18 protein-coding genes are annotated in these 16,873 nt (G+C 71.0%); 6 read left to right on the top strand and 12 right to left on the bottom strand.

Annotated features, from left to right (window positions below):
* Positions 1-558: carbohydrate ABC transporter permease (locus ACQP60_RS16830; protein WP_429734953.1), on the bottom strand; the 558-nt coding region annotated here is incomplete at its 3' end.
* Positions 559-830: 272 nt separating this feature from the next.
* On the opposite strand from ACQP60_RS16830, the gene ACQP60_RS16825 reads away from it, so the two are divergent.
* Both ACQP60_RS16825 and ACQP60_RS16820 read left to right on the top strand, forming a co-directional pair.
* Positions 831-1,898: a LacI family DNA-binding transcriptional regulator gene (locus ACQP60_RS16825; protein WP_429734942.1), complete on the top strand. Its 1,068-nt coding sequence runs from the start codon at positions 831-833 to the stop codon at positions 1,896-1,898.
* A gap of 106 nt (positions 1,899-2,004) precedes the next feature.
* A complete protein-coding gene (locus tag ACQP60_RS16820) occupies positions 2,005-3,882 on the top strand; it encodes a glycoside hydrolase family 2 protein (RefSeq protein WP_429734940.1) in 1,878 nt (625 codons plus the stop codon).
* Between the two features lie 26 nt (positions 3,883-3,908).
* Here the strand turns inward: ACQP60_RS16820 and ACQP60_RS16815 are convergent, their stop codons facing one another.
* The 11 genes from ACQP60_RS16815 to ACQP60_RS16765 form a co-directional block, all read right to left on the bottom strand.
* Entirely contained in the window at positions 3,909-4,310 is a 402-nt protein-coding gene (locus ACQP60_RS16815) for a GrpB family protein (protein ID WP_429734938.1), read from the bottom strand.
* Positions 4,311-4,423: 113 nt separating this feature from the next.
* Positions 4,424-4,864, bottom strand: a complete 441-nt coding sequence (locus ACQP60_RS16810) for a hypothetical protein (RefSeq protein ID WP_429734936.1) — start codon at positions 4,862-4,864, stop codon at positions 4,424-4,426.
* 50 nt (positions 4,865-4,914) lie between these two features.
* The gene (locus ACQP60_RS16805; protein WP_429734934.1) at positions 4,915-5,190 is read right to left on the bottom strand and encodes a hypothetical protein; all 276 of its coding nucleotides are present in this window, start codon (positions 5,188-5,190) and stop codon (positions 4,915-4,917) included.
* Between the two features lie 257 nt (positions 5,191-5,447).
* A complete protein-coding gene (locus ACQP60_RS16800; RefSeq protein WP_429734932.1) occupies positions 5,448-5,720 on the bottom strand; it encodes a hypothetical protein in 273 nt (90 codons plus the stop codon).
* 60 nt (positions 5,721-5,780) lie between these two features.
* On the bottom strand, positions 5,781-6,188 hold the full coding sequence (locus ACQP60_RS16795) for a hypothetical protein (protein ID WP_429734930.1): 408 nt from the start codon (positions 6,186-6,188) through the stop codon (positions 5,781-5,783).
* 822 nt (positions 6,189-7,010) lie between these two features.
* Positions 7,011-7,736: a ZIP family metal transporter gene (locus tag ACQP60_RS16790; protein WP_429734928.1), complete on the bottom strand. Its 726-nt coding sequence runs from the start codon at positions 7,734-7,736 to the stop codon at positions 7,011-7,013.
* A gap of 17 nt (positions 7,737-7,753) precedes the next feature.
* The gene (locus tag ACQP60_RS16785; protein WP_429734926.1) at positions 7,754-8,347 is read right to left on the bottom strand and encodes a DNA-3-methyladenine glycosylase I; all 594 of its coding nucleotides are present in this window, start codon (positions 8,345-8,347) and stop codon (positions 7,754-7,756) included.
* Between the two features lie 64 nt (positions 8,348-8,411).
* Complete coding sequence (locus tag ACQP60_RS16780; protein WP_429734924.1) at positions 8,412-9,296, bottom strand: carbohydrate ABC transporter permease; 885 nt, start codon at positions 9,294-9,296, stop codon at positions 8,412-8,414.
* Entirely contained in the window at positions 9,293-10,225 is a 933-nt protein-coding gene (locus tag ACQP60_RS16775) for a carbohydrate ABC transporter permease (RefSeq protein ID WP_429734921.1), read from the bottom strand. Before ACQP60_RS16775 ends, ACQP60_RS16780 begins: the two co-directional genes overlap by 4 nt.
* 7 nt (positions 10,226-10,232) lie before the next feature.
* Positions 10,233-11,525 carry an ABC transporter substrate-binding protein gene (locus tag ACQP60_RS16770; RefSeq protein WP_429734919.1) on the bottom strand — a complete coding sequence of 431 codons (1,293 nt, stop codon included), beginning with the start codon at positions 11,523-11,525 and terminating at the stop codon, positions 10,233-10,235.
* Positions 11,526-11,790: 265 nt separating this feature from the next.
* Positions 11,791-12,279, bottom strand: a complete 489-nt coding sequence (locus ACQP60_RS16765) for an excalibur calcium-binding domain-containing protein (RefSeq protein WP_429734917.1) — start codon at positions 12,277-12,279, stop codon at positions 11,791-11,793.
* 307 nt (positions 12,280-12,586) lie between these two features.
* On the opposite strand from ACQP60_RS16765, the gene ACQP60_RS16760 reads away from it, so the two are divergent.
* The 4 genes from ACQP60_RS16760 to ACQP60_RS16745 all read left to right on the top strand — a co-directional run bounded on the left by ACQP60_RS16760 (position 12,587) and on the right by ACQP60_RS16745 (position 16,868).
* Entirely contained in the window at positions 12,587-13,609 is a 1,023-nt protein-coding gene (locus ACQP60_RS16760; protein WP_429734914.1) for a LacI family DNA-binding transcriptional regulator, read from the top strand.
* Between the two features lie 98 nt (positions 13,610-13,707).
* The gene (locus ACQP60_RS16755) at positions 13,708-14,982 is read left to right on the top strand and encodes a sugar ABC transporter substrate-binding protein (protein ID WP_429734910.1); all 1,275 of its coding nucleotides are present in this window, start codon (positions 13,708-13,710) and stop codon (positions 14,980-14,982) included.
* Positions 14,983-15,057: 75 nt separating this feature from the next.
* Positions 15,058-16,035 (top strand): carbohydrate ABC transporter permease, encoded by a 978-nt coding sequence (locus ACQP60_RS16750; protein WP_429734908.1) that lies wholly within the window; start codon positions 15,058-15,060, stop codon positions 16,033-16,035.
* Positions 16,032-16,868 carry a carbohydrate ABC transporter permease gene (locus tag ACQP60_RS16745; protein ID WP_429734905.1) on the top strand — a complete coding sequence of 279 codons (837 nt, stop codon included), beginning with the start codon at positions 16,032-16,034 and terminating at the stop codon, positions 16,866-16,868. Before ACQP60_RS16750 ends, ACQP60_RS16745 begins: the two co-directional genes overlap by 4 nt.
* Positions 16,869-16,873: the final 5 nt, after the last annotated feature.

Genomic DNA, 16,873 nt, shown 5'->3' with positions numbered 1-16,873 from the left:
CAGCAGCACGAACATCGGCATCGTCTTGGACGGGTCACCCACCCACCCCCCGGCCGGCAGCCCGAACAGCTGCTGGACGCGGTCCACGATGCCGTCATCGATGAACATCGCCTTCCACACGATCGCGATCGACACGCTCGCGCCGATCAGCGACGGGGCGTAGAAGATCGACCGATACGCCCCCTGGCCCCGGTGCTTCATGTTCAACACCATCGCGACCAACAACGCCGCCGCGAGCTTGATCGGCGTGCCGACCAGCACATAGATCGCCGTCACCTTCGCCGACGTCCAAAAACGGGGGTCGTCGAACAGCTTCGTGAAGTTCTCCCACCCCACCCACGACGGCGGACGGAACAAGTCGTAGTCCGTGAACGCGAGATACAACGACGCCACCATCGGGAACGCCGTCAACACCACGAAACCCACCAACCACGGCGACAAGAACGCAAACCCCGCACCGGCTTCACGACGGCGTGCCGCGCGACGTCGCGAGGCGCCGCCCGGTCCGGATCCCGGTGGGGCCGGTGCAGGGGGCTGCGCGGGTCCTGATACGCCGATCACAGTCACTGATCACTCCGAGGGTCGTCATTGTCTCGGTACCGGCGGGGTGCAAAGCGCCGTCTGACGCGCACGCCACGGCCTCTGCCCGCCTGCATGATACGTATCATGCATGGCTGGCAAGCCTGACGAGCGTCGCCGCTGCTGTCAAGCGCGACGGTGACGGCGGTCACTCCACACCCTGCTGGTTCAACGTTGCGGTCTAACGTTGGACCACGATGAACTACCGGAGGCCGCTCGTCAAGAGCTGCCACCCGCGACGAGGAGGATGTGTGGCAGAGACGACGGACGAAGCCCCCGGACGCGGCGGGCGGCGCAGGGCGCCCGGGATCAAGGACGTGGCGGCTGCGGCGGGCGTGTCCTGGAAGACCGTCTCCAACGTCGTGAACGGCACGGGCCGCGTGGGGGCCGCGACGCGCGAACGTGTCGAGGGCGTCATCGCCGAGCTCGGCTACCGCCCGAGCCTCGCCGGCCGCCAGTTGCGGCAGGGCCGCACGGGGATCCTCGCGCTGGCGGTGCCGCAGATCGACTCGCCCTATTTCTCGACGCTGGCCCACGAGACCATCGAGGTCGCGGCGTCCCGCGGGTACCGGGTGCTCATCGACGAGACCCGGGGCGACGCCGACGCGGAGCGGCTCGTGGCTCGCGGCTTCGACGTGCGGCTCATCGACGGCATCGTCTTCAGCCCCCTCGACCTCAGCCTGAGCGACGTCGACGAGCTGCGCGGCGCGACGCCGATGGTGCTGCTCGGCGAGCGGCCCTGGAACCCCGGCGCGCCCCTCGCCACCGACCACGTGAGCATCGACAACGTCGCGGCCGCGCGCGAGGCGACCCGGCACCTGCTGGACACCGGACGCCGCCGGCTCGCGTTCCTGGGCGCCGAGCCCGGCGTGCCCGAGCGCTCGGGCGCGCCGCGCCAGCGCGGGTTCGTCGAGGAGCTGCGCGACGCCGGGCTCGAGGCCCGTCCGGACTGGGTGCTCCCCGTGCCGGACTACAGCCGCGCCGCGGGGGCGCGGACGGTCGAGGACGTGCTGGCCCGCGTCGGCGAGATCGACGGGCTGGTGTGCGGCAACGACCTGCTGGCCCTCGGCGCCATGCACGTGCTGCGCACCAACGGCGTCCGGGTGCCGGAGGACGTCGGCGTCGTCGGGTGGGACAACACCGAGGACGGGCGGTACGCGAACCCGGGCCTCACCACCGTGGCGCCCGACGTGCGCGGCATCGCGGAGCGCGCCGTGGCGCGGCTCGTCGCACAGGTGGAGGGTGGTGCAGGGGACGCCGAGGACGTCGTCGCGCCGCACCGGCTGCTGGTGCGGGAGAGCTCCCGGCGCCAGGGCTGACGGCGCCCTCGGGGAGAGCCCCCCTGGTACAACGTTGCGTTTTTTGGATCACAGAGGTTGAATCAGCCCGGACCATCGACCAGTCGACCGCGACGGAGCAGCCGCCATGGCACATCTCACCCACCTCGACCCGCCCTCCGCCCCTGCCGGTGCGGCCGTCCCCCGTCCGGAGTACCCGCGCCCGCAGGTGGTGCGCGAGCGCTGGCTCAACCTCAACGGCACGTGGCAGTTCGAGGTGGACCGCGGCGACTCGGGGCTCGAGCGCGGGCTGCGCGACCGCGAGCTCGCCGGCAGCATCACCGTGCCGTTCGCGCCCGAGTCGGAGCTGTCCGGGATCGGGGACACCGACTTCCTCGAGGCGGTCTGGTACCGCCGCGAGGTGACCGTGCCGGCCGAGTGGGCCGCCGTCGACGGCGATGACACGCACGTGCTGCTGCACTTCGGCGCGGTCGACCACGACACCACCGTGTGGGTGGACGGCACCGAGGTGGTGCGGCACCGCGGCGGCTTCTCGCCGTTCACCGCCGACCTGCACGGCGTGGCCGCGCCCGGCGACACCGTGACCGTCGTCGTGCGGGCCCGCGACCCGCGCGACGCCCGCCAGGCCCGCGGCAAGCAGGCCACCTGGTACGCCAACACGCACTGCCAGTACACGCGCACCACCGGCATCTGGCAGACGGTGTGGCTGGAGCCCGTGCCCGCCGCCCACCTGCGGCGCCCGCGCATCACGCCGCACGTCGCGAGCAGCGCGTTCGACGTCGTGCTGCCGCTCACCGCGAACCGCCCCGGCCACACCGTCACCGCGACGCTCACCGACGCCGACGGCGTCGTCGCCGCCGCGACCGCCCGCGCCGACGTCGACCTCGCGCCCGCGCTGCGCGTCGTCGTCCCGGAGGACAGGGTGCGGCTGTGGGGCCCGGGGGACCCGCACCTGTACGGCCTGCGGGTGGAGCTGCGCGACGGCGACGGAGCGCTCGTCGACGCCGTCGACTCCTACGCGGGCCTGCGGTCGGTCGCGATCGACGGCCAGGCCGTGCGGATCAACGGACGCGCCGTGTTCCAGCGCCTCGTCCTCGACCAGGGCTACTGGCCCGAGTCGCTCATGACGGCGCCGTCCGACGCCGCGCTGGTGCGCGACATCGAGCTCGCCCTGCGGGCCGGGTTCAACGGCGCGCGGCTGCATCAGAAGGTCTTCGAGGAGCGGTTCCTGTTCCACGCCGACCGGCTCGGCTACCTCGTGTGGGGCGAGTTCGGCGACTGGGGCGTGAGCGGGCAGGGCGCCGTCGGCCACAACCAGCAGCCCACGGCGTCGTTCACCACCCAGTGGCTGGAGGTGCTGGAGCGGGACCACTCGCACCCGTCGATCGTCGGCTGGTGCCCCCTCAACGAGACGCACCAGGACCTGCACGACCGGCTGACCGTGCTCGACGACGTCACTCGCGGCATGTTCCTCGCCACCAAGCTCGCGGACCCGTCGCGGCCGGTGATCGACGCGAGCGGGTACTCGCACCGCGTGCTCGAGACCGACGTCTGGGACTCGCACAGCTACGAGCAGGACCCGGCGGAGTTCGCCCGCCAGCAGGCCGGCCTGACCGACGGCGCGCCGTACGAGAACCGGCGCGCCGACGCCGCGATGTCCCTGCCGTACCGGGGGCAGCCCTACTTCGTCTCCGAGTACGGGGGCATCTGGTGGAACCCGGAGGCGGCGGCCGCCGCCGCGGGGAACGACATCTCCGAGTCGTGGGGCTACGGCCAGCGCGTCGCGGACGAGGAGGAGTTCCACGCCCGGTTCCGCGGCCTCACCGAGGTGCTGCTCGGCGACCCGCTGATGTTCGGCTACTGCTACACGCAGCTCACCGACGTGTTCCAGGAGCAGAACGGCGTGTACCGCTTCGACCGGTCCGAGAAGCTCGACGTCGCGCGCGTCCGGGAGGTGCAGCAGCAGGTCGCCGCCGTCGAGGAGGCCGACCGTTCGGCGGTCTGACGCCGTCGCCGCGGCGGCGGCCGGGGCTACTTGTCCCAGGCCGTCGTCGGCGGCAGACCGCGCGCCGCCCGCTCCTCGTTGAGCAGCTCCTCGACGAGCGCCCGCTTGCCGGCGGTGTACTCCCGCCCGTCGGTGAGCTCGGCCGCGAGCCGGGTCTTGAGGTCGCCGTACCGGCGCCGCGCGGTCGCGTCGCGGAGCAGCTTGTCGCGGAACAACCGCTGGGGGCAGGTGTCCGAGACATCGTCGGCGAAGACGTGCAGGATGTGGGTGCGCGCGCCGTCGTGCTCCCGCACGTAGACGCCGTGGTTCTTCGGCCCGTGCGCGATCCGCCGGTAGGCGAGCGGCGCGACGTCGTCCGCCAGCCCACCCGGTCGCCCAGGTGTCGACGTGCGGCGCAGATTGCATGGACACGCCGGTGCATCTTGCAATGACCCGGATGCGCCGCGGGTGGCGTGCAACTAGGTTGCGCCGCCGGTTGGCAGCGCCAGGAATATGTGCCCTCCTGGGAGCCAGCAGTCATAGCTGCTTCCCGCAGCCACCGTCAGTCGCTGACGTCGATCGGAGCGGAGGGGTTCTTAGCGCAGCCGATGCTCGGGTCGAGCTCACAGATGGTCTTGGCGCCCTGGAGGCTGAGGAATACCTCCGCCTTGCCGGCTGGGATGTCGCCGGGGATGCGGACGGTTCCTTCAGCAGCTCCGTCGCTGCTCGGGTCCAGCACTCCGAGGGCTGCCGCGTAGCGACCCATGGCCGGGTCACTGTCGGGCATCTCGGACATGATCGAGACCGCGTAGCGTGCGCGGTCCGGCATGCGCGGCTCGCAGTCCACGCCGGTTTCTCGTCCGGTGGTCTCGATGTGCAGCTCGTCGCCGGGTGCGACGCGTTGCGGGGTGACTACCGGGTCCTCCGGTTGGCAGTACGCCGTGCGATCGACGACAGCCGCGAGGGCCGAGCAGCCCGAAGCCGCGGCGATGGAGAGCAACATGATGGCCCCGAGCGTCCACCGGGAGGCGGTATGGAGGCGTGGGCCGTGCGTCATCCGTCGCGGCGCCGTGACTCGTTGTACAAGACAGCGGCGATCGAGTCGAGGTTCCGCGCGGCCCGGTATATCCCGGATGCCAATGAGATCACGCCTACTGCGACCACGAGGAGACCAAGCACGCCGAAGAGGGAGTCCATGCCACCCTGCATCAGCACGAAACCCGCGAGGAGCAGGACGAGACCCGTGCCGAGCAACTTCGCCGACGACTCCGGGCGCGGCACGTCGTTCGGAAGGGTCGGAGCGCTTGGTCCCTGCTCGTGGGCTGCCATGGCGGCCAGAGTAGCGTCGCGGGCGCGGGTGACGTGCTCACCCGGCTCGTCGGATCAGGGCTCGGAAGCAGCGACTACAGGCCGCGTGGCCCGGTATCGGCGAGACGGTGCCCGTTCGCTGGCCGGGACAACGAACGCACGGCAGCCGTGGCAGGAAGCGCGGAGACCAGGAGGACCAACGGGCCGAACGGAAGCACCGCGCCGGCGGCCACGAATGCTATGAGGCAGGCAGCACTGACAACTGCGAACGTGAAACGTCATCTGCCGGCGCGTACACCGGCCACGGTGGCGAGCACGATGGCGATCAGCACGACGACCAGCGCGGCCCACGCCGTCCCGGACGCGAAGACACCACCGGACCGGTACGCCTCGAAGTCGTCAACCTGGTTGCGCGCGTAGGTGAGATCCTCAAGTCGAAAGGTGTCGCGCCACGCGAGGACGTTCTCGCACATCAACCACGTTCCAGCCATCACAGCGACGATCACGGCACCTGTACCCACGGCGGTCCACCGCTCCCGCGTCGGGTCCATGCTCGTCCCCATCTCTCGCGTTGGATACGAATACTCGCACGGGCGTCCCGGCCGCAGTCGTCAGGCTGTGGGATCAACCGAGGTCGACGCGGTCGGGTCGTGGGGCACGACGACGATCTGAACGTGGTCCTCGTAGATCACGCGCCCCGGGTCGTCCGACTCGACCCGGACACATTCCACGCCGTGCGCGCTGAGGATCGCGAGGTATGGCGGCACACGATCGAGGAGGTGGGTAGCCGACTCCTTGAACCACGCCGTGGCGCGCGGGTGCGCGGTCTCGTTGTAGACGGACGGGTCGGTGTCCATCGGATCGGGGTAGGCAGCGTTGTACCAGTCGTTCCCTGCCCGCCACGTCGCGTGTTCCTCGGGCGTCAGGAGCCCGGCACGTCCGAGCAGGTTGGTGAGCCCGAAGACGCCGGTGTGTACACCGCGCTTGCCGGGGAGTGGCGACTGGAAGCGGACGAACATGACCGCAATCCCACCACGAGCTGCGCCTCGCTGAGCTCCCGTCAGTCCTGTCGGCATGGCCCGCCTGCGGCGGGTTTCGAAACGTCCAGAACCGGATTCTGGCGCAGCGCTGATTCGACTCGACGGCGGGGCGTAGCCCTGACACCGCTCGAGTCAGCTCTGCTGGAGTACATCTGCGCGGGTACCTGGCCAGGGTCTGAGGAAGCCAGGGCGCAACTCGCGCACGCGCGTTGGGGTGGCAAGGACCACGACGGTGACGCGTGCTTCCGCATCGATGTCCCTGCCGGGGCAGACGTGCCGAGGATCCCGTCGCACGCAGCCGGTCCGATCGAAGCTCTCTCTGTCATCGACGGGGACGAGCACCTGGGACTGCTCGAGCTGTGGGTCCACGACGGCCGACTCCACTCGCTGGACTACAGCACCTTCAGCGACACGGCCGGCGAGACACTGCCCGAAGTTCACCTGCTCGACGCAAGCACCGCCCACGACGGCATGAGCCGCCGCCGCGATATCCGCCGAAGGGCATACCGTCAGACATCACGATCTACGGCTGTAGTACTAGGTTTCTAAACATCCAGAACCGGTTATTGACGCGCCTCAGAATCGGTGGTTTCTGAGCGCCGCGACCCTGGAGCCGTGCCGTGCGCCAGCCCCGCAACCCTTGGTCAAGGGTCGTGTTACATAGCCGGAGGTTCGTGCAATCTAGGTTGCATCTCGGCACCAGGGCCGCCCGGAGCCGCGCGGCCTCGGTGCGGAACTCGTCAGCGAACTCCGGGCAGTGCGCCGCGGGGGTGATCATCGCCGCCGAGCCTAGGCAGGCGCCTAGCCCAGCGCCGACAGCCCGAAGGCGGTGGCGAAACCGAGCACGGTGACGAGCCCGGTGACCGGGCCGCCGAACTCGGTGGCCTCGGGGATCATCGTGTCGACCAGCATGGTGAGCAGGGCGCCCGCGGCGAAGGCCTGCACGACGGCGATGGTCGCCGGGTCCGCGGACCCCAGCGCGGCGTATCCCACCCCGGCAGCGACGGCGGAGACCAGGGTGGTGCCGCCCCACAGCAGCGCCAGCCGCGCGGTCGACGCGCCGGCCTGGCGGAGCCCGACCGTGGCGGACATCGCCTCGGGCAGGTTGGAGATGAACACGGCGGCGAGCACCGCGACGCTCACCCCGCCGCCGCCCACCAGCGTGGAGCCCAGCACCACCGACTCGGGGATGCCGTCCAGCACCGTGCCCAGCGCGATCGCGCCGCCCGACCCCTCCGACTGCGCCCCGGTGGACCGCTTGCGATCGCGTCCTCCGCGCCGGTCGATGAGCAGGTCGCCGACGAAGAACGTCAGCGCGCCGGCGGCCAGCCCCGCGAGCAGCACCCAGCCGCTCGCCGACCGCGACGCGTCCTCCACCAGGTCGTACGCGACGGCGCTGATGAGCACCCCCGCGCCGAATGCCATGATGAGGCCGGTCAGCCGCCGGCTCGGCGTCCGCCACAGCACCAGCGCGGCACCGATCAGCAGCGACGAGCTGCCCAGCAGGCCCCACCAGAACCCGGTCACGGGGACAGTCGACCAGGTCAGGCGGGAGGCTGCTCGCCGAGCGCCCCGCCGGTGACCACCGGGCACGTGGCGAGATGGTCGTCCACCAGCCCGCAGGCCTGCATGGCCGCGTACGCCGTCGTCGGGCCGAAGAAGCGAAAGCCCTCCTTCTTCAGCGCCTTGGCGAGGGCCACCGACTTGGGGGTGCTGGCAGGCACGGTGTCCCAGGCGCCCAGCCGGCGCTCGCGGGGCGGGGGAGCGAACGACCAGAACAGCTCGTCGAGCGTGCGGCCGGCGTCGTGCATGGCGAGCACGGCCCGGGCGTTGCCGATCGTGGCCTCGATCTTCTGCCGGTTGCGGATGATCCGGGCGTCGCCGAGCAGCCGCTCGACGTCGTCGGGCCCGAGCGCCGCCACCTTCTCCGGCTCGAACCCGGCGAACACCTCCCGGAACGCGGGGCGCTTGCGCAGCACGGTGATCCACGACAGCCCGGACTGGAACCCCTCCAGCGCGATCCGCTCCAGCAGCGCGGCCTCGCCGTGCACGGGCACGCCCCACTCGGTGTCGTGGTACTCCTCGTACAGGGGGTCGCCGTCGCCGAAGCACCGGGCGGCGGTGGTGGTCGTCGTCATGCCCCCAGCCTGCCCGGTCCTGCCGACACGCGAGGCCCGTCGTCCACAGGCCCGCGCGGCCGGTTCAGCCCTTCACCGACCCGGACATCAGCCCGCCCATGAAGTACCGGCCCAGCAGCACGTACACGAGCAGCGTGGGCAGCGACGCGAACAGCGCGCCCGCCATGGAGACGCCGTAGTCCTGCAGCAGCGCGCCGTTCGCCAGGTTGTTCAGCGCGAGGGTGACCGGCCCGTTCTGGCTGGAGGAGAAGAAGACGGCGAACAGGAAGTCGTTCCACGCCGAGGTGAACTGCCAGATGAGCACGACGACGAAGCTCGGCACGGAGATCGGCAGCACGATCCAGGCGTACGTGCGCAGCATCCCCGCGCCGTCGACCCGCGCGGCCTCGATGAGCTCCTGCGGCACGGTCATGTAGTAGTTGCGGAAGATGAGCGTCGTGATGGGGATGCCGTAGACGACGTGCAGCAGGATCAGCGACGGCACGCCGCTCGGCACTCCCAGCCCGAGCACGAGCTGGTTCAGCGGGATCATCACCGCCTGGTACGGGATGAACATGCCGAACAGGATCAGCGTGAACACGAGGTCGGCACCGGGGAACCGCCACCGTGACAGCACGAAACCGTTGAGCGACCCGAGGAACGCCGAGATCAGCGCGGCCGGCACCACCATCTGCACGGTGCGCGCGATGGCGGGCGAGAGGGTGCTCCACGCCGTCTCCCAGTTGGCCGTGGTCCACACCTGCGGCAGGTTCCACGCGCGGGTGGGGGCGGCGTCGCCGGGTCCCTTGAAGCTGGTCACGAGCAGCACGTACACCGGCACCAGCACCACGAGCACGAAGAGGAGCAGCACCAGGTAGCGCAGCGTGCGGCCCACGGTGAACCTGCCGCGCGGCGCGGCGCGACGGCCCAGGTCGATGGGGCGCCCGGCCTCCTCGACGACGGCGGTCATCGCTTGTCCTGCCGGTGCGTGTGGACCAGGTAGGGCACGATGACGATCGCCACGATCACCAGGAGGATCGTGCCGACGGCGGCCGCGTTCGCGTAGTCGAAGGCCGACTTGAACACGTACATGTCCACGGCGGGGACCTTGGTCTGGTAGTTCGCCGGCTTGGAGATCGACATGATGAGGTCGAACGCCTTGAGCGACATGTGGCCGATGATGATCAGCGCCGAGAGCGCGATCGGCGACAGCTGCGGGAATAGCACGTGCCGGTACAGCTTCCACTCACTGGCGCCGTCCACCCGCGCGGCCTCCCGCAGCTCCACGGGGATGCCGCGGAAGCCGGCGAGGAACAGCGCCATCACGTAGCCGGAGAGCTGCCAGATCGCCGGGATCGCGATGGCCACGATGCCCACCGACACGTTGTTCCACCAGTTGTTCTGCAGCGCGTCCAGCCCGATCATCTGGAACAGCCGGTTGAGGCCCGACGCCTGCTCGTCCTGGTTGGAGTTGAGCAGCCACCGCCACACCACGCCCGACGCGATGAACGAGACCGCCATCGGGAACAGGTAGATCGACCGGAAGAAGCCCTCTCCCCGCAGCGGCTTGTCGAGCAGCCAGGCCCACAGGAAGCCGATGATCATCGTGCCCACCAGGAACACCACGGTGTACAGCACGAGGTTGGTCAGCGAGTGCTGGAACTCCTCGCTGCCCAGCAGGTCGAGGTAGTTGCGCAGCCCGACGCCCGTCGTCGGCGCCTGGCCCGTCGCCTGCGCGGCCGTGTGGTTGTCGGTGGCGGACTGGCGGGCGTTCGCCACGATGAGGCCGTAGACGAACACCCCGACCAGGATCAGCGAGGGCAGCAGCAGGAGCAGGGGCGCGCCGGCGCGGCGGACCGCCCGGCGCGCCCCCGCGCGCCTGCGCGTGGCGGTGGCCATCGGCGCCTCAGCCAGCGTTCGCGGCGGCCAGCTCCGACTGGAACGCCGCCAGGTCGGAGGCCCCCGAGGTGAACTTGCTGGTGGCGTCGGTGATCGCGGTGAGCGTCGCCACCGGGACGGCGGCCCCGTGCGCCAGCGAGGACACGATCGTGTCGCTCTTGAACGCCTCGGCCGCGGACTGCTGGTACTCGCCGAAGGTCGACATCTCGACGTCCGTGCGGGCCGGGATCGAGCCCTTGGCCTTGTTGAACGCCTCCTGGCCCTCGGCCGAGCCCACCGTCTCCAGCCACGCCTTCGCGCCACCGGGGTGCGGGGCGCCCACGGGCAGCGTGAACGAGTCGGCGAGGAAGTCGAACACGCCGTCCGTGCCCGGCACGGCGAAGGCCGAGTAGTCGGTGCCCAGCTCCTGCTTCTGCTCCTCGTACGACGCCTCCGCCCAGTCGCCCATCACGGTGAACGCGGCCTTGCCGTCGATGACGAGCTGCTGCGACTCCGGCCAGTCCAGGCCGTCACGGTCGGTGTTCGTGTAGCCCATGAGCGTCTGGAAGTCCTCCAGCGCCGCCGTGACCTCGGGTCCCTTCCAGTCGGTCGACCCGTCCCACAGCCCGGAGTAGCCCTCCGCGCCCAGGTCGGACAGCAGCACCGTCTCGAGCAGCTGCACCTGCGTCCACGCCTGCGCGACGGCGAGCGGCGTGACGCCAGCCTTCTTGAGCTTCGCCAGGTCGTCCATCCACGCCGAGAGGTCCGAGTACGTGGCGTCGGGGTCGATCCCCGCGTCGGTGAGCACCTGCCGGTTGGACCACACCACGTTGGCCCGGTGGATGTTCGACGGGATCGAGTAGATCTCGCCGTCGTCGGCCGTCAGCCGGTCCATGAGATCGGGCGGGAAGACGTCGGTCAGCCCGAACTCGTCGTAGAGGTCGGAGACGGGCTCGATCTGCGCGGCGTCGATGTAGTCCTGCAGCTCCGCGCCCGCGTGGGCCTGGAACGTGTCCGGCGGGTCCTGCGCCTGCAGGCGCGTCTGCAGCAGGTCCTTGGCCTGCGACCCCGCGCCGCCGGCCACGGCCCCGTTGACGAACTTCACGTCCGGGTGCTGCTCGTCGAACACCTTGACCAGCGCGTCCAGGCCGGCCTTCTCCGACCCGGCCGCCCACCAGGTGAAGACCTCCACCTCGTCCGCGCCGCCGCTGCCGCTGCCGCCGCTCTCCGGCTCACCGCCGTTGCTGCCGCAGGCGGCCAACGCCAACGCCGCCACGGCCGCGACCGCGGCGACCGCCGACGTCCTGGGAGCTCCTCGCATCTGCCTCACCCCTACGCCCTCGGGCCGGTGGGGGGTCGGTGCGCGCGGCGCGCGGCACCGGCCTGGCGCCTCCTTGCGCCCCGGTCTCGCTCTCATCGCACGACCGGCGACGTCACGGTGTCAAGGCGCGCGGGGAACCTTCGCCCGAATCGTGACCGGATGTCACCCCGAGCGCCCCGCAGTCCTGCAGGGACTCTGCCGGCGTCGTACCCGGTGAGGCATCCCCGCTCGGAAGCATCACCGGGTACGACGCGGGCGCATGGCCTCACTCACAGCCGACGCCGTCGCCGTCGCGATCCAGATGGCCTCCGTAACCAGGGTCTCCCACGAAGACCGGCGCGGCACCGGCAGCTCGCGCGGCGTCGCAGTTCTCGTAGTACACGGGCTGCGGCTCGGGCTCGGCCTCCGTCGTGCCCTCGTCGGGTGCGTCCGGCTCGACGACGGCGGCCGGGGCGGTGTCGGCGTCCTTGCCCGGAGGGCCCTGCTTGCCCTCGGGGCCCGCCTTGCCGCGCGGTCCGGCCGGCCCCTGCGGGCCGGGCTCGCCCTGCGGCCCTGGGGGGCCGGTGGGTCCGGCTGGTCCTTGCAGCGTCACAGCGTTCTCCAACGCGTCGATCCGCGCGCCCTGCGACGCGAGGGTGGTGCCCTCGACGATGGCGAACAGCGCCAGGAGCGCGATGATCGCGATCGCCGTCCGGCTGGTCCTCCGGCGTGGCCGGGGAGGCGCGTCCGTCGCCTCCAGGGGTGGTGCGTCCATGTCACCCTCCGCTTGTCTGCACGTGGGCGCCGCCCGGTCGTGCGCGGGCGGTGGCGTCGACCTCGTCGTCGACGTGCCAGGAAAGAGCGGGTGCGGGGCCCGCCGGGCACGTCGTGGTCGGGTGAACTCCTCGACGACACCGTCCCGGCCCACTCGTGAGCGAATCGGTTCGACGAGGCATGCGTTTGCGCGACCGGACGCGGCAGAAACTTGCGCCCCGTGCCCTCTTGCGCTGTCGCGCCAGCGCACGCTACCGTCGAACCGGTTCGCAAGGATGTGGACGGTCCGAGGACGATCAGGAGGCACGGTGGCCACCATCGGAGACGTCGCGCGTGTCGCGGGGGTCTCGCGCAGCACGGCGTCGTACGCGCTGTCCGGCAAGCGCGCGATCTCGGCCGACGTGCGACGCCGCGTCCAGGACGCCGTCCTCGAGCTCGGCTACACCCCGAACGCCGGGGCGCGGGCGCTGGCCACCTCCCAGACGCGCGTGATCGGGCTGCTCGCGCAGTTCCTCGAGGACGAGTTCGCGCCGGCGATGCTGCAGTACATGCTGGGCGTCTCCAACACGGCCCGCGAGCTCGGCTACGACATCCTGCTCGCCACGGAGTCGGACGGGCGCAACGCGCTGCGGCGGATGACCGACTCGCGCATGGTCGACGGGATCGTGCTGCTCAACGTCGCCGAGCACGACGACCGCCTGCCGATCCTGCGCGACGCGCCCCAGCCCGGGGCGCTGGTGGGCCTGCCGGCCGACTGCACGGGCGTCGACGTCTTCGACCTCGACTTCGAGGAGGCCGGCCGCCTCATGGTCGATCACCTCCAGCGCCTGGGGCACCGCGAGCTGGTGCTCGTCTCCCAGCCGGAGCACGTGGTCGAGCGGGGCGGCGCCTACGTGTGGCGCCTGCAGAACGCCGCCCTCGAGGCGGCCCGGGTGCGCGGGGTGACGCTGCACGCCGTCTTCGCGCCGTCGAGCCAGCCCGACGTCGGACGGGAGCTGCACGCGCTGCTCGACGCCCACCCGGCCGCCACCGGACTGCTCATCAACAACGAGGCGGCCGCGGCCGCGCTCCCCACCGTGCTGCACGAGCGGGGGCTCTCCGCGCCGACCGACCTGTCCGTCGTCGGGCGCTACTCGGACGAGTTCGCCCGCACGTTCTCCCTGCCGTACTCGTCGATCGAGAGCGCGCCCGACCGCCTCGGCCGCATGGCCGTGCGCGAGCTGGTGCGCCGGATCGAGGGGCAGGCGGGGCCCGCCGAGCCGCACGTCGTGCGGTTCGTCTCGCCCGAGCTCGTCGACCGGGGCAGCACGGCCGCCCCCCGCCAGGGCTGACCACCGCACCGCACGACCCCATCGCCGACGTTCAACGTCGAACCGGTTCGACGAATGTCGAACCCGTCGACCGAGGCACCGTTCAAGGAGGAACCGCCATGCACCACCTCACCCGCACCGCCCCGCGCAGGACCGTCGCCCTGGCGGCGCTGACCGCTCTCGCGGCCGCGGGCTCGCTCGCCGCCTGCTCGTCGCCCGACTCGCCCGGCACCGGGGCGTCGGGCGGGAGCGACGACACCTACACCTGGTGGGACCCGTACCCCCAGCACGACGAGAAGTCCGACTGGGCCCAGCGCGTCCAGGCGTGCGGCGAGGAGGCGGGCGTCACCATCGAGCGCACCGCCTACGACACCACCGCGCTGACCAACCAGGCGCTGCTGTCGGCGCAGGAGGGCACGTCGCCCGACGTCATCCTGCTCGACAACCCGGCCGTCTCGACCCTCGCGGACACCGGCATGCTCACCACTGTCGACGAGTTCGGGCTGGACACGTCCGCGATCGACCAGAACCTGCTCGACGCCGGCGTCGTCGACGGCGCGGCGTACGGCATCCCCATCGGCGCCAACACGCTGTCGCTCTACTACAACGCCGACGTGCTCAAGGACGCCGGGGTGGACCCGGCGTCGGTCACGGACTGGGACTCGCTGACGGCGGCGCTGAAGAAGGTCACGGACGCGGGCCACAAGGGCATCACGTTCGCCGGTATCGGCACCGAGGAGGGCTCGTTCCAGTTCCTCCCCTGGTTCTGGGGCGCGGGCGCCGACCTCACGGACCTCGACTCGCCCGAGGCGGTCGAGGCGCTCGAGCTGTGGAAGGGCTGGCTGGACGAGGGCTACGCGCCGAACTCGGTCATCCAGAACTCGCAGAACACCACGTGGGAGGAGTTCCTCACGGGCGACTTCGGCTTCGTGGAGAACGGCACCTGGCAGGTGAACAGCGCCGCGGAGGCCGACTTCGAGACGGGCATCGTGCAGCTCCCGGCCAAGGACGGCGGCGTCGCGCCGGCGCCGACGGGCGGCGAGTTCATCGTGGCCCCGGTCCAGCAGGACACGGAGCGCTACGAGACGACGCGCCAGATCGTCGAGTGCATGACGACGCCCGAGGGCTTCGTCGAGACGGCCAACACCTTCGCCTACTACATCCCGCCGACGGCGGACGGGCAGAAGGCGCTGCTCGAGGAGAAGCCCGAGCTCGAGCCGTGGGTCGAGGCCGTGCAGAACGCCAAGGGCCGCACCAGCGACGGCCTCGGCACGGACTACCCGATCATCTCCGAGGCCCTGTGGACGGCGGTGCAGAACGCCCTGTCCGGCTCGGCCACGCCGGCCGAGGCGCTCAAGACGGCGCAGGCGGACGCCGAGTCCGGCACCAAGTGACGCGGGCTCGCCCGTGACCCCATCCGCCCGACGCGCTCGCGGCATGTGAGCGCACACACGGACGAAGGACGCACCATGACCACCACCCCGACCGCGGTCGGGACGCGCGGAGCGCCGCCTGGCGCGGCGGGCTCACGGCCCGCCGCGCCCACGGGGCGGCGACGTCGCGGCCCCACCGCGAGCCAGTGGGCCGCCGTCGGCTTCGCCGCGCCGCTCCTGGTCTACCTCCTGCTCTTCTACGCCTACCCGCTGTGGCGCAACGTCGACCTGTCGCTCCACGACTACACGATCCGTGCGTTCGTGCAGGGGAACGCCGAGTTCGTCGGGTTCGAGAACTACGCCGAGGTGTTCTCCTCGTCGACGTTCCCGACGGCCCTGACCAACACGGTGCTGTTCACGGTGGGCTCGATCGTGCTCCAGTTCGCGATCGGCCTGGCGCTGGCGGTCTTCTTCCGGTCGAGCTTCCGGCTGTCGGGCGCGCTGCGGGCGATGTTCCTCGTGCCGTGGCTGCTGCCGCTGATCGTCTCCGCCTCCACGTGGGCGTGGATGCTCAACAGCGACAACGGCATCGTGAACTCGGTGCTCGGCGCCTTCGGCGCGGAGCAGATCAACTGGCTCACCTCGCCCGACACGGCGCTGCTGTCGGTGACGATCGCGAACATCTGGCTCGGCATCCCGTTCAACCTCGTCATCCTCTACTCGGGCCTGCAGAACATCCCCGGCGACGTCTACGAGGCGGCGTCGCTCGACGGCGCCGGCGCGTGGCGGCAGTTCTGGAGCATCACGTTCCCGCTGCTGCGCCCCGTCTCCCTCATCACGATCCTGCTGGGGCTCATCTACACGCTCAAGGTCGTCGACGTCATCTGGATCATGACGACCGGCGGGCCGGGCGACGCGTCCACGACGTTCGCCGTCTGGTCCTACCGCGAGGCGTTCGGCACCGGCCAGCCCGACTTCTCCCCGGCCGCGGCGGTGGGCAACGTGCTCATCCTCGTCGCGCTCGTCTTCGGGTTCCTGCACCTGCAGCTCCAGCGCCGACAGGAGGACTCATGAGCGCCACCATCCGCAGCAACACCCGCAGGACCTGGTGGAAGACGGCCCTCGGCGTCCTCTTCACCGCGGTCATGCTGTTCCCCGTCTACTGGATGGTGAACGTCTCCCTCACGCGGACCGGCGACCTGCGCTCCGACCCGCCGCACTGGTTCCCCTGGGAGCCGACGTTCGAGGGCTACTCCGCCGTCCTGGACCAGCAGCTCCCCGCGCTGGGCACGAGCCTGCTCGTGGGCCTCGGCTGCGTGGTGCTCACCGTCGTCATCGCGGCGCCGGCGGGCTACGCGCTGGGGCTGCTGCACCTGCGCGGCGGCCGCACGCTCAACTTCCTGCTGCTGGTGGCGCAGATGATCCCCGCCGTCGTCATGGCGATGGGCTTTTACGCGATCTACAACAAGCTCGGCCTGCTCAACACGGTCGGCGGGCTGATCGTCGCGGACTCCACGATCGCCGTGCCGTTCGGGGTGCTGCTGTTCACCGCGTTCATGGCGGGCATCCCGCGCGAGCTGCTGCAGGCCGCCCGGGTGGACGGCGCGGGCGCGTGGCGCTCGTTCTGGTCCGTCGTCGTGCCGCTGAGCCGCAACTCCACGATCACCGTGTCGCTGTTCGCGTTCCTGTGGGCCTGGTCGGACTTCATCTTCGCCTCGACCCTCAACCGGAACGGCGACCTCGTCCCGATCACGCTCGGGATCTACCACTACATCGGCAACAACACCACGCAGTGGAACGCGATCATGGCCACCGCCGTCGTCGCGTCCGTGCCGGCGGCGGTCCTCCTCGTCGTCGCGCAGCGCTACGTGGCCGCGGGCGTCACCGCGGGCGCCGTCAAGGACTGACGAGA

The organism is Isoptericola variabilis (assembly GCF_050311655.1).
GTDB lineage: Bacteria > Actinomycetota > Actinomycetes > Actinomycetales > Cellulomonadaceae > Isoptericola > Isoptericola variabilis.
The sequence above is the reverse complement of the archived record's forward strand: the minus strand, read 5'-3'. Positions and strand labels throughout refer to the sequence as shown.